General features: G+C 64.3%; 14 protein-coding genes, 1 tRNA gene and 2 pseudogenes. 10 read left to right on the forward strand and 7 right to left on the reverse strand.

Going from position 1 to position 16422, the window contains the following annotated elements; genetic code table 11:
* Positions 1-148: 148 nt before the first annotated feature.
* From ACZ899_RS25815 to ACZ899_RS25825, 3 genes and pseudogenes are all read right to left on the reverse strand, one after another.
* A complete protein-coding gene (locus tag ACZ899_RS25815) occupies positions 149-904 on the reverse strand; it encodes a methyl-accepting chemotaxis protein (RefSeq protein WP_442799872.1) in 756 nt (251 codons plus the stop codon).
* 102 nt (positions 905-1006) lie between these two features.
* A pseudogene (locus ACZ899_RS25820) lies at positions 1007-2275 on the reverse strand (methyl-accepting chemotaxis protein); the annotation flags it as partial.
* A gap of 56 nt (positions 2276-2331) precedes the next feature.
* A pseudogene (locus ACZ899_RS25825) lies at positions 2332-3685 on the reverse strand (APC family permease).
* Positions 3686-4112: 427 nt separating this feature from the next.
* Between ACZ899_RS25825 and ACZ899_RS25830 the strand changes: the two are divergent.
* Both ACZ899_RS25830 and nadA read left to right on the forward strand, forming a co-directional pair.
* On the forward strand, positions 4113-5624 hold the full coding sequence (locus tag ACZ899_RS25830) for a YdgA family protein (RefSeq protein WP_203651279.1): 1512 nt from the start codon (positions 4113-4115) through the stop codon (positions 5622-5624).
* Positions 5625-5904: 280 nt separating this feature from the next.
* Entirely contained in the window at positions 5905-6963 is a 1059-nt protein-coding gene (gene nadA / locus ACZ899_RS25835; RefSeq protein ID WP_234560235.1) for a quinolinate synthase NadA, read from the forward strand.
* Between the two features lie 75 nt (positions 6964-7038).
* Here nadA and ACZ899_RS25840 read toward each other — a convergent pair whose 3' ends face one another.
* Entirely contained in the window at positions 7039-8475 is a 1437-nt protein-coding gene (locus ACZ899_RS25840) for a M48 family metalloprotease (protein WP_203651283.1), read from the reverse strand.
* 107 nt (positions 8476-8582) lie between these two features.
* On the opposite strand from ACZ899_RS25840, the gene ACZ899_RS25845 reads away from it, so the two are divergent.
* A complete protein-coding gene (locus tag ACZ899_RS25845) occupies positions 8583-8822 on the forward strand; it encodes a sulfurtransferase TusA family protein (RefSeq protein WP_028692991.1) in 240 nt (79 codons plus the stop codon).
* Between the two features lie 20 nt (positions 8823-8842).
* Entirely contained in the window at positions 8843-9913 is a 1071-nt protein-coding gene (locus tag ACZ899_RS25850) for an AI-2E family transporter (RefSeq protein WP_232857170.1), read from the forward strand.
* A gap of 112 nt (positions 9914-10025) precedes the next feature.
* Here ACZ899_RS25850 and ACZ899_RS25855 read toward each other — a convergent pair whose 3' ends face one another.
* Positions 10026-10499: a peroxiredoxin gene (locus ACZ899_RS25855; RefSeq protein WP_203651287.1), complete on the reverse strand. Its 474-nt coding sequence runs from the start codon at positions 10497-10499 to the stop codon at positions 10026-10028.
* 10 nt (positions 10500-10509) lie between these two features.
* Positions 10510-11070 (reverse strand): glycine cleavage system transcriptional repressor, encoded by a 561-nt coding sequence (locus ACZ899_RS25860; protein ID WP_028692994.1) that lies wholly within the window; start codon positions 11068-11070, stop codon positions 10510-10512.
* Between the two features lie 261 nt (positions 11071-11331).
* On the opposite strand from ACZ899_RS25860, the gene dapA reads away from it, so the two are divergent.
* From dapA to ACZ899_RS25885, 5 genes are all read left to right on the forward strand, one after another.
* Positions 11332-12219, forward strand: coding sequence for a 4-hydroxy-tetrahydrodipicolinate synthase (gene dapA / locus ACZ899_RS25865; RefSeq protein WP_203651288.1), 888 nt, complete (start codon positions 11332-11334; stop codon positions 12217-12219).
* 17 nt (positions 12220-12236) lie between these two features.
* Positions 12237-13352, forward strand: coding sequence for an outer membrane protein assembly factor BamC (gene bamC, locus ACZ899_RS25870; RefSeq protein WP_232857173.1), 1116 nt, complete (start codon positions 12237-12239; stop codon positions 13350-13352).
* Complete coding sequence (locus ACZ899_RS25875) at positions 13353-14111, forward strand: MBL fold metallo-hydrolase (protein ID WP_232857174.1); 759 nt, start codon at positions 13353-13355, stop codon at positions 14109-14111.
* A gap of 29 nt (positions 14112-14140) precedes the next feature.
* Complete coding sequence (gene purC, locus ACZ899_RS25880) at positions 14141-14851, forward strand: phosphoribosylaminoimidazolesuccinocarboxamide synthase (protein WP_016392503.1); 711 nt, start codon at positions 14141-14143, stop codon at positions 14849-14851.
* A gap of 91 nt (positions 14852-14942) precedes the next feature.
* Positions 14943-15032 (forward strand) — tRNA-Ser (locus tag ACZ899_RS25885).
* Between the two features lie 104 nt (positions 15033-15136).
* Here ACZ899_RS25885 and ACZ899_RS25890 read toward each other — a convergent pair.
* The gene (locus ACZ899_RS25890; RefSeq protein ID WP_234560236.1) at positions 15137-15619 is read right to left on the reverse strand and encodes a hypothetical protein; all 483 of its coding nucleotides are present in this window, start codon (positions 15617-15619) and stop codon (positions 15137-15139) included.
* A gap of 312 nt (positions 15620-15931) precedes the next feature.
* On the opposite strand from ACZ899_RS25890, the gene ACZ899_RS25895 reads away from it, so the two are divergent.
* The gene (locus tag ACZ899_RS25895; protein WP_186715496.1) at positions 15932-16411 is read left to right on the forward strand and encodes a hypothetical protein; all 480 of its coding nucleotides are present in this window, start codon (positions 15932-15934) and stop codon (positions 16409-16411) included.
* The last annotated feature ends 11 nt before the right edge of the window (positions 16412-16422 follow it).

Below are 16422 nucleotides of genomic sequence, written 5' to 3' on the forward strand. Positions count from 1 at the left end.
GACGGGCATCCATGCCCGTCACCTCCCTTCGCAAGGCCTGCGTTCGGCCTCCTGAAGTCGCGAAGTTACGGGCGGCGCCTGGGCTGACGCAGCTGTCGCTAGTGGGGAAGGGGTTAACCTTGCGATCAAGATCAAGATCAACCAACGGCTACACTCGGAACTGCTCCATCAATACCTGCTGCTGGTTGGCCAAACGGTTCAGTGCCTGGCTGATCCGCGCCGACTCATCGGCCTGACCTGCCAACGACTCGGTCACATCACGTATCCCCGCCACGTTACGGTTGACCTCCTCGGCCACGGCGCTCTGTTCCTCGGCCGCCGAGGCGATCTGCAGGTTCATGTCGGTGATCACCGCCACCGCCTCGCCGATCCGCTGCAGCGCCGGCAACGTCTGCTCCATCTGCGCGGCGCTGTCCTGGGCCTGACGCTGGCCGGCGTGCATCGCGCCGACCACGTCCTGGGTACCTTGCTGCAGCCCCTCGATCACCTGGCGGATCTCCTCCACCGAGACCTGCGTACGCTGGGCCAGGTTGCGCACCTCGTCAGCGACCACCGCAAAACCACGCCCGGCTTCGCCCGCGCGGGCAGCCTCGATGGCGGCGTTGAGCGCCAGCAGGTTGGTCTGCTCGGCGATGGCGCGAATCACCTCGAGCACCGAGCCGATCTGCTCGCCACGGCTTTCCAGGGCGCGGGCCTCGTCCATGGCCGCATTCATGCCGCCGGCCAGCTCGCCGATCGCCTCGCGGGTGGCGGACACTCGCGCCAGGCCATCACGGGTTGCCTGGTCGGCGCCGCGCGCCGCTTGTGCCGCCTGGGCGGCATTGTGGGCGACGTCGTGGGCCGTGGCGCTCATCTCGTTGGCGGCGGTGGCCACCTGCTCGATCTCGCGGTGCTGTTGCTGCATGCCGTCACTGGTCTGGCTGGCGATCAGCGCCGACTGGTCGGCGGTGCCGCGGGCCTCCTGCAAGGAGCCCTTGAGCTGGGCGATCACCGGCTGGAGCTTGTCGAGGAAACGGTTGAACCAGCCGGTCAGCTGGCCCAGTTCGTCGTTGCGGGCATAGTCCAGGCGTCGGGTCAGGTCGCCTTCGCCACTGGCAATGTCCTTCAGGCGCGCGGCCACGGCCAGGATCGGCCGGGTCACGCCACGGGCGGTCAGCCACACCAGCAGCAGCCCCAGCACGGCAGCGCCCAGGCCGATCAGCAGGCTGACCAGGTTGGCGCTCTGGTTCTGGCTGTCCAGGCGTTGGTTGAGGGCGACGGCGGGGGCCTGCAGCACCTGTTCGGGCAGCTCGAGCAGGACCTGCCACGGCGCCGCGCCGGGGATCGGGGCGAAAGGCCGGGAAATGCGCATGGTGCCGCCGTCCAGACGCTCGACCGCCTGCCCGGCGTGCAGCGAGTCGGCCAGGGCGGTGGCGCTGGCGCCGAAGGCCTGCTGCACGGTCTTGCTCAGCTGGCTGGCGTCCTGGCTGTGGCCGGCGAGCAGGCCCGAAGGGCTGACGATGCTGACCTGGCCCTGGCCATCGAACAGCTCCTGGCGGCCGGCCAGGCTCAGTTGCTGCAGATTGTCCAGGCCGATGTCCAGGCCGACCACGCCCACCACCTTGCCGTTTTCCAGCAGCGGCAGGGCGATGCTGGTCATCAGCACCTGGTGGCCGTTGACCTCGTCGAAGTACGGGTCGAGCACACAGGCCTTGGCGGTCTCCAGCGGGCAGGTCAGCCAGCGGTTGTAGGGCGAACCGTTGGCGCCGATGCTGGTGTCGGCGAGCATCGACTCGGGCATCGCCTCCACCTCGAGGTTGCCGGTGCCGGGCTGCGACCAGTACAGGGAGAAGCGGCCGCTGTCGTTGCTGCCGTTGTCGACCTGGCCGACGAAGCGGGCGTCCTGCTGGTCCAGGGCATTGGGCTGGAACACCAGATACAGGCCGATCAGGTCGGCGTTGCCAGCCAGGGCGGCACGGGCCTCGCGGCTGAGTTCCGTGCGCAGGTCGGCGCCGCCACGGGCCTTGAGTGCCTGCACCAGGCGGGCGAAGCCGTTGCCGTACTGGTAGGCGTCCATGAAATAGCGCTGGATTCGCAGGGCCTGGGTCTCGCCGTGGGCCTGCAGGCGCAGACGGGCGCTGTGGTCGAGCAGCTCGGTGTTGGCCTGGAACACCTGCTCGGCGCTGCGTCGGGCCTGGGTGAGCGAGGTGGCCACCAGCAGGGCGACGATGGCCAGCAGGCACAGGCCGGCAAGCAGGGTGATCTTCCACTGGATGGAGAGACGGCGCAGCAACATGGGCTTTTCCTTCTCGGGCAAACAGGACGCCCGCGGTCAGGCGGGCGTCGGCGGGGTCAGTCGGCGATGCAGTTCGGTGGCGCTACCCTGAAGGCCTTGGTCAGCCAGGCCAGGTAGAGCACGCCAAGCAGGGCCCAGACACCGCCGAACAACAACGAGTGTTCGTTCAGGTCCAGCCACAGCGAGACGATGATGCAGAAGCCTATCGTCGGCGCCACCAGATACTTGAGGTTGTTCGTCAGGCCCTTGTTCCGGCCCTCGCGGATGTAGCAATGGTTGATCACCGACAGGTTGACGAAGCTGAAGGCCACCAGCGCGCCGAAGTTGATCACCGAGGTGGCGGTGACCAGGTCGAAGAAGATCGCCGACAGCGAGATCAGGCCGACCACGGCAATGTTCAGCACCGGGGTCTTGTAGCGCGGGTGCAGGCGGGCGAATACCCCGGCCGGGATCACGTTGTCGCGGCCCATCGCGTATAGCAGGCGCGACACGCTGGTCTGCGAGGCCAGGCCCGAGGCGATGGTGTTGATCACCGTGCAGGCGATGAACACCGATTGGAACAGCTTGCCGCCGACGTACAGGGCGATTTCCGGCAGGGCCGCTTCCTGGTCATGGAAGCGCGCCATGGTCGGGAAGTAGGCCTGGATGAAGTAGGACACGCCGATGAACACCACGCCGCCGATCAGCGCGGTGAGGAAGATCGCCCGGGGGATGGTCTTGCCCGGGTCGCGGGTCTCTTCCGACAGGCAGGTCACCGCGTCGAAGCCCAGGAACGAGAAGCACAGGATGGTCGCGCCGGCGGCCAGGGCGGCGAACTGGGTCTGGTCGTCGGCGAACGGCACCAGGCTCCAGGCGGTGCCCAGCCCTTCGCCGTGGTCCAGGCCACGCCAGCACAGGTAGATGAATACACCGATGATCGCCACCTGCACGGCGACGAACAACAGGTTGAAGTGCGCCACCAGGTTGACGCTGCGCATGTTGATCAGGCTGATCAGGGTGACGAAACCGGCCACCCACACCCAGGCCGCTACCTCGGGGAACATCGCCGAGAGGTAGAGCTTGGCCAGCAGCGCGTTGACCATGGGCAGCAGCAGGTAGTCCAGCAGCGACGACCAGCCCACCAGGAAGCCCACGTGCGGGTTGATGGCGCGCTGGGTGTAGGTATAGGCCGAGCCCGATTGCGGGAAGCGCCGCACCAGGGTGCCGTAGCTCACGGCGGTGAACAGGATACCGGCCAGGGCCAGGAGGTAGGCGCTGGGCACGTGCCCCGGCGGTGATGCCGGAGACGATGCCGAAGGTGTCGAACACGGTCATCGGGGTGAGGTAGGCCAGGCCGATGATCACCACATGCCAGAGACGCAGGGACTTGCGGAATTGGGCGTTGCCGGGGGCGCTGTGGTCAGGCTGCATGCGGGCGCTGCTCCTTGATCGAAACAACGGGCACGGCGTATGACGGGCACGACAAGGTCGAGCGGATGGGCTCCATGTTGTTCACCTTTTATGTTGGAGCTGCGGGGTGCGCGAAATAAACAACGATGGTCGTTTGAGTGTCAAGTTAAACATGACAGAGTGCCAAGTGGATGGAAGGTGAATCGGTTTATTTGGCCGTTATGCATTGCTTTTGGCCGATTGAGCAGATCGTAAGTCGATTTTGATGTTCGTAAAAATTGACAATTTTTCTTTGGCAAACCAAGTGCCAGGCTGTGCGTCGACACACAAAATGCCTCACGCATTACCGCGTGGGCCGGGTGCCAATGGTATTCTTGCCATCTGCGCGCGACCTCGTTTCCGTGGACCGCTCAAACGACCTCCTTATGGACAGCAATCGGTTCTATTCATGAAGAAATCAGTAGGCATCCTTTCCGGTCTGGCCGTGGCCATCGCCGTCGCAACCACCACTGGCGCCTGGTACACCGGCAAGCAGTTGCCCGCGGAGCTGGAGCGTTCCGTCGCCCGCGGCAACGAAGAGCTGAAGAAAGCCCTGGCCGGCAACGGCGGCAGCATGACCATCGAGCTGGTCTCGCTGGACCAGCACTTCTTCACCAGCACCGCGCACTACCGCCTGAAGGCCGAGAATGTGCAGCTCGGCGAAGCCGAGGCATTGAACTTCCAGGTGGGCGTGACCGACCAGATCGAGCACGGCCCGTTCCCCTGGTCGCGGGTCAAGGCCTTCAAGTTGATGCCGGTCATGGCCACCAGCAACAGCACGCTGGACAAGGATGACTTCACCAGCGGTTGGTTCGCCGCCGCCGGCGACAAGCCGCCGGTCACCGCCCAGGTCAGCCTCGGCTATGGCGGCAGCGTCGACAGCGACATCCGCCTGGCGCCAGTCACGATCAAAGAGGACGGCGGCAATGTCCTGGACTTCTCCGGCCTGCAGCTCGCGCTGCGCGGCGACCGCGAAGGCAAGGCAGTGGAGATCCACAGCAGCGCCGAGCACCTCGAGCTGAACTTCGTCGACGAGCAGCAGGCGCCGGTGAAGATCCTGCTCAACGGCTTCAAGGCCGGTGGCAAGCTCACTGAGACCGCCCACGACATGGTCTATGTCGGCAACTTCGACCTGGCCCTGGCCGACACCCAGGTGACCTTCGGGCCGAAGCAGGAAGTGCTGGTGCTCAAGGGCCTGCAGCAGAACAACTTGTACAACGCCGAGGGCGAGGCCAAGGACAAGCTGGCCGGGCGCCTGGAATACAAGGTCGACGACATCAGCTACGCCGGCCGCAAGGTGGGCAGCGCAGAGATGGTCCTGACCATGAAGTCCATCGACATTCCGGCCATGCAGGCGCTGATGGAGTGGTACCAGACCCAGCTGCCGCAGATGCAGCAGGCCGCCGCTGATGGCGAGGCTCCAGCGCTGGAGATGAGCCCCGAGGAGCAGGCCAAGGTCCAGGGCGACCTGCAGAAGCTGCTGGTGGCCAAGCCGCAGGTGGCGGTGGAGAAGCTGGCGTTCAAGACCGCCAATGGCGAGAGCCACTTCAATCTGGCGATGGATTTTGCCAGCCCGAGCTCGTTCGACCTGCCGCCTGACCAGTTGGGCAAGCAGCTGCTGACGCAACTGAAGGCCAAGCTCAGCGTTTCCAAGCCGATGGTCGCCGACCTGGCCACCTTGCAGGCGCTGCTCGAGGGCGAGACCGATGCCCAGGCCATCGCCCAGCAGTCCAGCCAGGCCGGTGAGATGGTCGGCATGATGGCGCTGCAGAGCGGCATGGCCACGGTGCAGGGAAGTGATGTGGTGTCGAGCCTGCAATACGCCGACGGCATGGTCGACTTCAACGGCAAGAAGATGACCGTCGAAGAGTTCGCCATGCTGATCAGCGGCCACCTGGCGGCACTCCAGCCGCAGGGCTGATCGCTGGCTCGCGGTCCCTTTCGCGGGGCAAGCCCGCTCCCACGAAGTCGCCATGAACTGGATGGCTTCGTGGGAGCGGGCTTGCCCCGCGACTGCATTGGGGCGGCCAACGCAAAAACCCCTTTTGCATCCCTCCGATTGCCTGTAGCCTTCGCGTCCGATAAGAATCCGCGCCCGCAGAGGGGCCGAGACGCTGGCCGTCCGGCACCATTAGCCGATCTGCCAGGGCCGGGTGATACACTCGACTGACGCGCTCAAGCGCCCCGCAGGTCCAGCGATCATGACCCAGATTTCCGAACGCCTGTTGGTCCAGGCCCACCTCGATGCCAAGCAGCCCAACCCGCTGACGCCCGCGCAGGAGGCCGAATACCGTGCGGCCATCGCCGCCGAGCTGAAAAAGCAGAACGCCGTGCTGGTAGCCCACTACTATTGCGACCCGGTGATCCAGGCCCTGGCCGAGGAAACCGGCGGCTGCGTGTCCGACTCGCTGGAGATGGCGCGTTTCGGCAAGAACCACCCGGCGCAGACCGTGGTGGTGGCGGGTGTGCGTTTCATGGGCGAAACCGCGAAGATCCTCACCCCGGAAAAACGTGTGTTGATGCCCACCCTGGAGGCGACCTGCTCCCTCGACCTGGGCTGCCCGGTCAAGGAGTTCTCGGATTTCTGCGACCAGCATCCCGAGCGCACCGTGGTGGTTTACGCCAACACTTCCGCGGCGGTGAAAGCACGAGCCGACTGGGTGGTGACCTCCAGCTGCGCCCTGGAGATCGTCGAAAGCCTGATGGACAACGGCGAGACCATCATCTGGGGGCCGGACCAGCACCTGGGCCGCTATATCCAGAAGCAGACCGGGGCCGACATGCTGCTGTGGGACGGTGCCTGCATCGTTCACGAAGAGTTCAAGTCGCGCCAGCTGGCCGACATGAAGGCGCTGTACCCGAACGCGGCGATCCTGGTTCACCCGGAGTCGCCGGAAGCGGTGATCGAACTGGCCGACGCGGTGGGTTCCACCAGCCAGCTGATCAAGGCGGCGCAGACCCTGCCGAACAAGACCTTCATCGTCGCCACCGACCGCGGCATCTTCTACAAGATGCAGCAGCTGTGTCCGGACAAGGAATTCGTCGAGGCGCCGACCGCCGGCAACGGCGCGGCCTGCCGCAGCTGCGCGCATTGCCCGTGGATGGCGATGAACACCCTGGAACGCACGCTCGACTGCCTGCGCAAGGGCAGTAACGAGATCTTCGTCGAGCCTGCGCTGATTCCCAAGGCGATCAAGCCGCTGAACCGCATGCTCGACTTCACCCAGGCGGCGCGGTTGAAGTTATCAGGCAACGCCTGACATCACCTTGTAGGAGCGGCCTTGCGCCGCGAAAGGGCCGCAAGGCCGCTCCTACAGGGTTATCGGTTCTGACGCCTAGCGGCCCATCATCTCCTTGACCATCCGCTGCTGCTCCATGATCTCGCGCTGGCGCTGGTCGATCTGCGAGGCCAGCGGGAAGTTGCTGCCCGAGCGGCGCTTGGCGTAGTCGAGCTGCTGGATCGCCTGGTCGAAGTCGCCAACCAGGGTGAAGTACTCGGCGCGGGCGCGGTGCAGGCCGATGGTGTTGCCCGACAGCCCTCGCACTTCGGCGACGTCGTACCACACGTCCGGGTCGTCCGGGCGGTTCTTGACCAGGTCGTCCAGCACCTTCTCCGCCTCGGCCGGCTTGTTCTGCTTGATCAGCAGGTCGGCGCGCACCTGTTTCAACGGATAGTTGGCCGGGTACAGCGCCTGCATGCGCTGGGCGCGTTGCTGAGCGTCGGCCAGGCGGTTGTTGGTGATGTCCAGGTCGATCTGCGCGAGGTTGTAGGTAATGTCGTTGGGCGCCTTGGCCAGCAGCGGCTTGAGGTTCTCCCGCGCTTCGTTGAGCTGGCCACCCTTGATCTGTGCCAGCGCCAGGCCATAGCGCGCGGCGTCCATCTGGGGATTCTCGTCGAGCTGGGCGCGGAAGCGCTTGGCGGCCAGGCCCGGGGTGCCTTCATAGGTGAGCTGTACCCGTGCACGAATCAGCTGGTAACGCAGGCTGTCCTCGACGCCCCCCTTGGGCGCCTGCTCGGCACGGTTACGGGTATCGGCTACCCGCGACTCGGTCACCGGGTGGGTAAGGAGGAATTCAGGCGGCTTGGCGTCATAGCGGTACTGGCGCGCCAGGCGTTCGAACATGCTGGGCATGTTGCGTGGGTCGTAACCGGCCTTTTCCAGGTTCTGGATACCAATACGGTCGGCTTCCTGTTCGTTCTGTCGGGAGAAGCGCCGCTGCTCCTGGATCGCCGCCGCCTGGGTGCCGGCAATCACACCGATGCCGGCATCGCCGCCACCGCCGGCGGCCAGGACGATACCGGCAAGCAGCGCGGCCATCATGGGCAACTGCATGCGCTGCTGGGCTTCGACGCCACGGGCGAAGTGGCGCTGCGACAAGTGCGCCAGTTCGTGAGCCAGCACCGAAGCATACTCGCCTTCGGTCTGCGCATTGAGGAACAGACCGCCGTTGACCCCGACGATGCCGCCGGGCGCGGCGAAGGCGTTGAGTTCCTTGCTGTCGATGAGGATGAACTCCAGGCGCCGGTCCTGCAGCTGGCTGGTCTCGGCCAGTTTGTACACGCTGGTCTCGACGAAGTCTTTGAGCTGCGGGTCGTTCAGCTGGTTGACCTGGCCGCGCAACAGGCTCAGCCAGGCGCGACCGAGCTGGTGTTCCTGTTGCGGCGAGACGATCGCGGAGCTGGCGTCGCCCAGTGACGGCAGGTCGTCGGCGTGGCCGGGAAGGGCCATCAGGCAGGCCAGCGTCAACAGGGTAGGGCGCAGTAGATTCATGCAGAAGCTCGCGTCGGTCAAAAGCCTTACTGTAGCCGGGTCGCGCGATGCCGACCAGTGGCGGTATCCTACCAGACCTTTCTGTCCATACCCCGGAGACGCGCCCGATGAGTGACACCCCGACCAGCGACGCCGAGCTCGACGCCAGCGGGCTGAACTGCCCGTTGCCGCTGCTCAAGGCCAAGATGGAACTCAATCGCCTGGCCAGTGGCGCGGTGCTCAAGGTGATCGCCACCGACGGCGGCTCCCAGCGCGACTTCCGCACTTTCGCCCAGCTGGCCGGTCATACGCTGCTGCACGAAACGGCCGAGGCCGGCGTGTACACCTACTGGCTGCGCAAGGCCTGAGTCTTTCCCAAGGATCGTCAATGTTCAAAGTGCTTCGCGACTGGATGCAGCGCTACTTCTCCGACGAGGAGGCCGTGGTGCTGGCGGTCCTGCTGTTCCTGGCCTTCACCGTGGTGCTGACCCTGGGCGGCATGCTTGCGCCAGTGCTGGCGGGCATGGTCCTGGCGTTCCTCATGCAGGGGCTGGTCAATGCCCTGGAGCGTTTGAGGGTGCCCTCCAGGCTGGCGGTCTGGATGGTGTTTGCCCTGTTCATGGGCGCCCTGGCGGTGTTCATGCTGGTGCTGGTGCCGCTGCTCTGGCATCAGCTGATCACCCTGTTCAACGAACTGCCGGGGATGCTTGGCAAGTGGCAGTCGCTGTTGCTGCTGCTGCCCGAGCGCTATCCGCACCTGGTGTCGGACGAGCAGGTGCTGCGCGCCATCGAATCGGTGCGCGGCGAGATCGGCAAGTTCGGCCAATGGGCGCTGACCTTCTCGCTGTCGAGCCTGCCGTTGCTGGTCAACGCCATGATCTACCTGGTGCTGGTGCCGATCCTGGTGTTCTTCTTCCTCAAGGACCGCGAACTGATCGGGCGCTGGGTCAGCGGCTATCTGCCGCGTGAGCGCACGCTGCTCAACCGGGTGGGCGATGAGATGAACCGGCAGATCGCCAACTATATCCGCGGCAAGGGCATCGAGATCCTGATTTGCGGGATCGCCACCTATATCGCCTTCATCAGCCTGGGCCTGAACTATGCCGCCTTGCTGGCGCTGCTGGTGGGCCTGTCGGTGGTGGTGCCCTATGTCGGCGCGGTGGTGGTGACGGTGCCGGTGACGCTGATCGCGCTGTTCCAGTGGGGCTGGGGCGACCAGTTCATCTACCTGATGGCGGTGTACGCAATCATCCAGGCGCTCGATGGCAACGTGCTGGTGCCGCTGCTGTTCTCCGAGGCGGTGAGCCTGCACCCGGTGGCGATCATCTGCGCGGTGCTGCTTTTCGGCGGGCTGTGGGGGTTCTGGGGGATCTTCTTCGCGATCCCGCTGGCGACGCTGTTCAAGGCAGTGCTGGACGCGTGGCCGCGGCAGGACAGGTCTGTGGCGCCGATGTTGTAGGTCTGGGGCTGCTTTGCAGCCCTATCGCGGCACAAGGCCGCTCCTACAGGGGAACGCGATTCCTGTAGGAGCGGCCTTGTGCCGCGATAGGGCGCAAAGCGCCCTCAAGATCTCAAGCCTTATCGAGATTTTGCGCCGCCGCCAACACCGCATCCACATGCCCCGGCACCTTCACCCCGCGCCATTCCTGGCGCAGCACACCGTCCTTGTCGATCAGGAAGGTGCTGCGGTCCACGCCCAGGTATTCCTTGCCGTACAGCTTCTTCAGCTTGATCACGTCGAACAGTTGGCACAGCGCCTCGTCCTTGTCGCTGATCAGCTCGAAGGGAAACGCCTGCTTGGCCTTGAAGTTCTCGTGCGACTTGATGCCATCGCGCGACACGCCGAACACCACAGTGTTGGCGGCCCGGAACGCCGCGTGCTGGTCGCGGAATCCCTGGCCCTCGGTGGTGCAGCCCGGGGTGCTGTCCTTGGGGTAGAAGTACAGCACCACCTGCTGACCCTTCAGGTCAGCCAGGCTGACGGTCTGGCCGCTGGTGGCCTGGACCTGGAAATCGGCGACGGGTTGGTCGAGTGCTACGGCCATGGGGGCTTCCTTACATGGGGTTCTGTGGGCGCCACGGTTCGATCAGCGCGTCCAGGTTCAGAGCGTCGGCGAAGTCGAGGAACTGGTCGCGCAGCCAGCTGATCTGGGTGCCGGCCGGCAGGATCACGGTGAACTGGGCGTTGAGCATGCTGCTGCCGGTTTGCGGCGCGAGGTAGGTGTCGCAGGTCATCGCTTCGAGCTCGACGCGGTGGTCGAGGAAGAACTGGCACAGCTCGTTGATGATGTCCGGGCGATAGGCGGCGCTGACGTAGGCCACGTAGGGCAGGGCCTGCGGGCGCACTTCCTGATCGGCGCTGCGCACCACGTCCAGGGTCAGGCCGTGCTTCTTGCCCAGGCCCGGCAGGGTGGCTTCGAGGCGGGCCAGGGCATCCCAGCTGCCGCCGACCTGCAGCACCAGGGCGCTGGTCTCGCCGTGGCGCGACAGGCGCGAGGTGACCACCGCACAGCGGTTGTCGAAGGCCGCGCGGCTGAGAACGTTGGCCAGCTCCATGGGGTTGGGGCCCAGGGCGCTGATGACGAGGAATTGTTCGCGAACGGTGGGGGTGGACATGCAGCATTCCTAAAGCGATGAGCGGTCGATGCAGGACGGGGGCAAAGCCTCCTTTTTCAGCAGGGCCCGGGCCGGTTTTGGCGGCTGTGGACGCAGGCCGGGAGCACTGTCGACGGCCCGGCGGGCCGTGCTGCACCGATCAAAGGATCAAGGGTAGCGAAAAGCGGCGCGAAGGGGAATGCTCCGCCCGCCTGCTTCGCTTGTGCAAGGCCGATGGCGCCAGTACCATTACCGCTCTCTTTTTCCGGCAGGAGCAGTTACATGATTGCGGGCAGTATGGTGGCATTGGTCACTCCCATGGATGCACAAGGGCGTCTGGACTGGGACAGCCTCGACAAGCTTGTAGACTTCCACCTGGAAAACGGCACCCACGCGATCGTAGCTGTCGGCACCACCGGCGAGTCCGCCACGCTGGATGTCGAAGAACACATCCTGGTCATCAAGCACGTGGTCGAGCGGGTCAAGCACAGCAAGAAGCGGATCCCGGTGATCGCCGGTACCGGTGCCAACTCCACTGCCGAAGCCGTGCACCTGACCAAGAACGCCAAGAATGCCGGCGCCGACGCCTGCCTGCTGGTGGTCCCGTACTACAACAAGCCGACCCAGGAAGGCCTGTACCAGCACTTCAAGCACATCGCCGAAGCCGTCGACATCCCGCAGATCCTCTACAACGTGCCCGGCCGCACCTCCTGCGACATGCAGGCCGACACCGTGATCCGTCTGTCGAAGGTCAAGAACATCATCGGCATCAAGGAAGCCACCGGCGACCTGGTCCGTGCCAAGGCCATCCTGGACGGCGTCGACAAGGACTTCATCGTCCTGTCCGGCGACGATCCGACCGCCGTCGAGCTGATCCTGATGGGCGGCAAGGGCAACATCTCCGTCACCGCCAACGTCGCCCCGCGCGAAATGGCCGACCTGTGCGAGGCCGCCCTTGAGGGCAATGCCGAGAAGGCCCGCGCGATCAACGAAAAACTCATGCCGCTGCACAAAGACCTGTTCTGCGAAGCCAACCCGATTCCGGTGAAATGGGCGCTGGTGCAAATGGGCCTGATGCAGCAGGGCATTCGCCTGCCACTGACCTGGCTGAGCGAAGGCTGTCACGAAAAAGTCCGTACTGCCTTGCGCCAGTCCGGCGTACTGGTTTAATCGAGGAAGTACACCGCATGAAGCGACTGGCTGGTCTTTCCGCTCTCGCCCTGATCATCTCCAGCACCAGCGGGTGCGGCTGGCTGTGGGGCGAGGATGGCTATTTCCGCGACCGTGGCAGCGACTACCTGCAGGCGCAACCGACCGCGCCGATGCAGCTGCCGCCGGACGCCAGCAACGTCAAGCGCCTGGATCCGCTGCTGCCGATCCCGCGCAACGTGGCCGATGATCGCGCCACCGGCGAGTTCGAGGTACCCCGTCCACAGCCGCTGTCGGCCACCGCCGGCATCAGCGATTTCAGCCTGCAGCGCAGCGGCAACAGCCGTTGGGTGCTGGCCCAGCGCTCGCCCGCCGAAGTCTGGCCGGTGACTCGCCAGTTCTTCGAGGACAACGGTTTCCGCATTGCCGAAGAACGTCCGCAGACTGGCGAATTCAACACCACCTGGCAGCGTTTCGATGAGCTGTCGGCCTCCCTCGGCCAGCGCCTGGCCAGCACCTCCAGCAGCCCGGACAGCGAAGTCCGTGTGCGGGTGCGCATGGAGCCCGGCGTGCAGCGCAACACCTCCGAGGTGTATGTGGTCAGCGTCGAGCGTCCGGCCGGCAGCACTGCCGAGCCTGACTTCCCGTCCGCCTCCAGCAACACCGGCACCGACGCCCTGCTGGTCGACGAAATGCTTGCCAGCATGAACCGCAGCGCCGAGAAGGGCGGTTCGGTCTCGCTGCTGGCCGCGCGCGACTTCGATGCCCCGAGCCAGGTCAGCCTGAGCGAGGACGGCAGCGGCAACCCGGTGCTGTTCCTGGGTTCGGACCTGGACCGCGCCTGGTCCGGCGTCGGCCGCGCCCTGGAACAGGGCGAGTGGCGTGTCGAGGACATCAACCGCAGCCTGGGCCTGTATTACATCAACCTGTCCGAGAAGCCTGACGACAAGCAGAAGGAGCCTGGCTTCTTCAGCCGTCTGTTCGGCAGCGAGCCGAGCAAGGAAGAGCGTGAAGCCCGTGCCGAGCGCTACCAGGTGCGCCTGAGCAAGGTCGGCGACAACGTCCAGGTGACCGTCGAGAAGAACATCAACACCGTGGCCCCGGCCGATGTCGCCCGCCGCGTGCTGAGCGCGATCCAGGACCACCTGGGCTAAGTGCGCTTCGCGGTTCTAGGAAGCGGTAGCCAGGGAAACGGCACGCTCATCGCCAGTGGTGAAACCTTCATCCTGGTCGACTGCGGCTTTTCCCTGCGCGAGACCGAGCGGCGCCTGGCGCTGCTCGGGGTGTCGGCCGCGCAACTGAGCGCGGTGCTGGTGACCCACGAACATGCCGACCACGTGCATGGGGTGGGGTTGCTCTCGCGCCGCTACAATGTACCGGTCTACCTCAGCCAGGGCACATTGCGCGGCATGCGCAAGCCGGTCGAGGTGGCCGGTTTTCTCGGTTGTGGCGATGTGTTGCAGATCGGCGATCTCAAGGTCAGCGCGGCACGGGTCGAGCATGATGCCTACGAGCCGCTGCAGTACGTGATCAGCGATGGTCGTCGACGTTTCGGCATGCTCACCGACCTGGGCAGCTACGACGCCCGGCTGTTGGAGCGCTATCAGGGGCTCGATGCCCTGCTGATCGAGGCCAACCACTGCCGCGACCTGCTGGCCCGTGGGCATTACCCGCATTTTCTAAAGCTGCGGGTCGGCGGCAGCCAGGGACATTTGAACAACCACCAGGCCGCGAGCCTGGTGGCCGAGTTGGGCTGGCAGAACCTGCAGCACCTGGTGCTGGCCCACCTCAGCAGCAAGAACAACCTGCCACATCTGGCCCGCCAGTGCTTCGTCGACGCCCTCGGGTGCGATCCGGACTGGCTCCAGGTGGCGAATCAGGAACATGGGCTCGACTGGCGCCAAATCGCCTAGCCCACCCACTCAAGCAAGCGGAGCCCATCATGGAAAAACGCGACGAACTCTACCGCGGCAAGGCCAAATCGGTTTACCAGACCGACGACGCCGACCGCTTGATCCTGCTGTTCCGTAACGACACCTCGGCGTTCGACGGCAAGCGCATCGAACAACTCGACCGCAAGGGCATGGTGAACAACAAGTTCAATGCCTTCATCATGCAGAAGCTCGAAGAAGCCGGCGTGCCGACTCAGTTCGACAAGCTGCTGGGCGACAACGAGTGCCTGGTGAAGAAGCTCGACATGATCCCGGTCGAGTGCGTGGTGCGTAACTACGCCGCCGGCAGCCTGGTCAAGCGCCTGGGCGTGGAGGAGGGCATCAAGCTGGAGCCGTCCACCTTCGAGCTATTCCTGAAGAACGACGAGAAGGGTGATCCGTTCATCAACGAATCCCACGTTGTCGCCTTCGGCTGGGGCACCGCCGAGCAACTGGTCGAGATGAAGAAGCTGTCGCTGAAGGTCAACGAAGTGCTGAGCAAGCTGTTCGACGACGCAGGCCTGCTGCTGGTCGACTTCAAGCTGGAGTTCGGCGTGTTCCACGGCCAGATCGTCCTGGGCGACGAATTCAGCCCGGACGGCTGCCGCCTGTGGGACAAAGAGACCCGCAAGAAGATGGACAAGGACCGCTTCCGCCAGGGCCTGGGCGACGTGATCGAAGCCTACGAAGAAGTTGCCAAACGCCTGGGCGTGCCGCTGTAAGCGGCGCGTTCACGCAAGCGCCTGATACCACGCGAATTTTTTTCAAAAAAGGTTTTCCAGAAACGAAATCGCTGGTATGATGCGCGCCATTGGAGAGATGCCGGAGTGGTCGAACGGGACGGATTCGAAATCCGTTGTACTGGCAACAGTACCTAGGGTTCAAATCCCTATCTCTCCGCCATATGCGAAGTAGTCGAAGCCCCCGAAAACGTTGAGTTTTCGGGGGCTTCGTCGTTTCAGGGGGGCGCATGAGGGCAGTTTTAGGGCAGATGGAGCGGTTTGCCTTTACTCGTCGGCAGCGATGTGAACTGAGCCGGGGGCCTCTATCGCGAGTGATGACAGGGGCGGGATAGCGATGTCGCCTTTACCTGTTTGATAGAACGTCACGCTCAGAGCCGCCACCGTTACGCCCAGCGCAACAGCGGTAAGCATGGCTCCCCAGATATTCAGCTTCAGACTCCCCAATCGATCGATGTCGCGGCGCACACCTGCGATCGAGTCGTCCAAGCGCTTGTCGCGCTCACTCTGGGCAACGAGAAAACCATCGATTTTCGACGCGATGGCTTCTACCCGCGCGTCCATCTTGATCTCGATGGTCTCGAGCTTGGCGTTGAGTTCGTCACGGGGCAGGTCATTCATGGTTGCGGTATCAATCTTCTCTGATGGCGAGTCATGTCTACCCAGGCTCATGCCTGCTGCATAAAGCCGTTGAAAATAGTTGGCCCAGGGCGCCTGCAGCCGGCTGTCTGGCATATCGTTTTGAGACATCTACGCCCTCCGCTTCGAATAGCGCCTGAAGCACCACGCTCTGCTCGTCCATGGTCTTCGATGCTGTTGGGCATCGTCCATACGGCTTGTGGGGCATCTGCAATGTTCTTGATGGTGCTGTCGATGTGGCAGCGATGAACAGAGCCTAGAGCGGTACCTGGTCAACGGCAATGCTTCGGCGGGCCTGGAAGCCCGATTCGGAAATGGACTACTCGCAACAGGGCGATAGGCTGGTATAGCCAAATGCCACCGTTTGCGTACCTGCCGCGCCTTGTAGAGAATCGCACCCTTTGCCTCGAAAGGATGCGTGCAATGAAGTTCGAAGGGACTTTCCAATACATGGGCAATCACGGGATCGTCTTCAACGTCTCGCAGATCACCCTGACCGACAGCGAGCGTGGACGCTTGCGCGAGCTGCATTTCGGTGAGGCGAGAAGCGCCCATTACGAGGTCAACAGCAAGGTTGTCGAGACCTACGACAGGATGCTGGCCAAGGGGCTGCCTTGCGTGATGAAGATCGGTATCTCCAAGCCGCTGACCCGCCAGCAGGGCGATACCCTCAATGCCCAGCGCACCAAGGTCGCCAACCTTGCCGCCTCGGCGTTCGCCGCCGCCGCGAGTTCTGTGGCATCGCCCTATGTTGGCGTGCCGGTGGGCGCTGGGGTGCGTGCCTATGCCAATGACATCCTGCCCACCTACCATGCCGGCGATGTACTGGTCAGCATCGAGGCGCAGGTCAATGGCGGCATCGGGCCGCAGCACACCACCTCGACCCTGATCATCAAGACCTGAGGGAGACGCCT

The sequence above is a fragment of the Pseudomonas sp. TE31087 genome (assembly GCF_057284075.1).